Annotated in this window: 1 protein-coding gene; it reads right to left on the reverse strand. The window is 67.9% G+C overall.

Translation table 11 applies throughout. The features are described 5' to 3' along the window. Nucleotides 1-606, reverse strand: a 606-nt coding sequence (locus ACZYOF_RS44210; RefSeq protein WP_463719653.1) for a helix-turn-helix domain-containing protein, incomplete at its 3' end; no start/stop codon positions are given. Nucleotides 607-626 lie beyond the last annotated feature (20 nt).

Here is a 626-nt window from a genome sequence, read left to right on the forward strand (position 1 = left end):
GTCCGACCGCATGTAACGGGGCAGCCCGAACTCGCGGAACGCGGCGTCGAGCACCGGCCAGACATGCTCGGTGTCCGTGTGCGGCAGCGCCTGGCAGCGCAGAAGGTAGCGGCTATGGGCATCGGTGATCGTCAGCGGTTCACACCGCTCGCCGTCGCCCGTCAGGAACCAGCCCTTGAAGTCGATGCACCAGACGTCGTTGGCGGCCTCACAATAGGCAAAGGGCGCACTCGATGGCGGGCTGCGCCGGCGCAGCCGGCGCTTCACCGTCAGCCCCTCGCGATCGAACAGCTCTCCGATCGTGCTCGCCGCCGGCCAGTCTGTTTTGGGCGCGCGGCGTTCCAGATAGGCCCGCACCTTCACCGGCCCCCAGCTCGGATGCGCTCGCCGCGCCTCAAGGCAGCGCTCGGCAATGTCCGGCGCAATCGCGTGCGGGTGGTGCTGTGGAGCTCGTGAACGGTCGAGCAGGCCGACAGTCCCTTCCTCCTCAAAGCGCGCCAGCCACTTGTACCCGATCCGGCGGCTCACGCCGAACCGCCGGCAGGTCGCCGCAAACGATTCCTCGCGCTTCTCAACCGCCACCACAAACCGCATCCGCTCTTCCACGGTACAGGTCTCCTTCCACC

The sequence above is a fragment of the Bradyrhizobium sp. LeoA1Lang genome, from assembly GCF_055413685.1.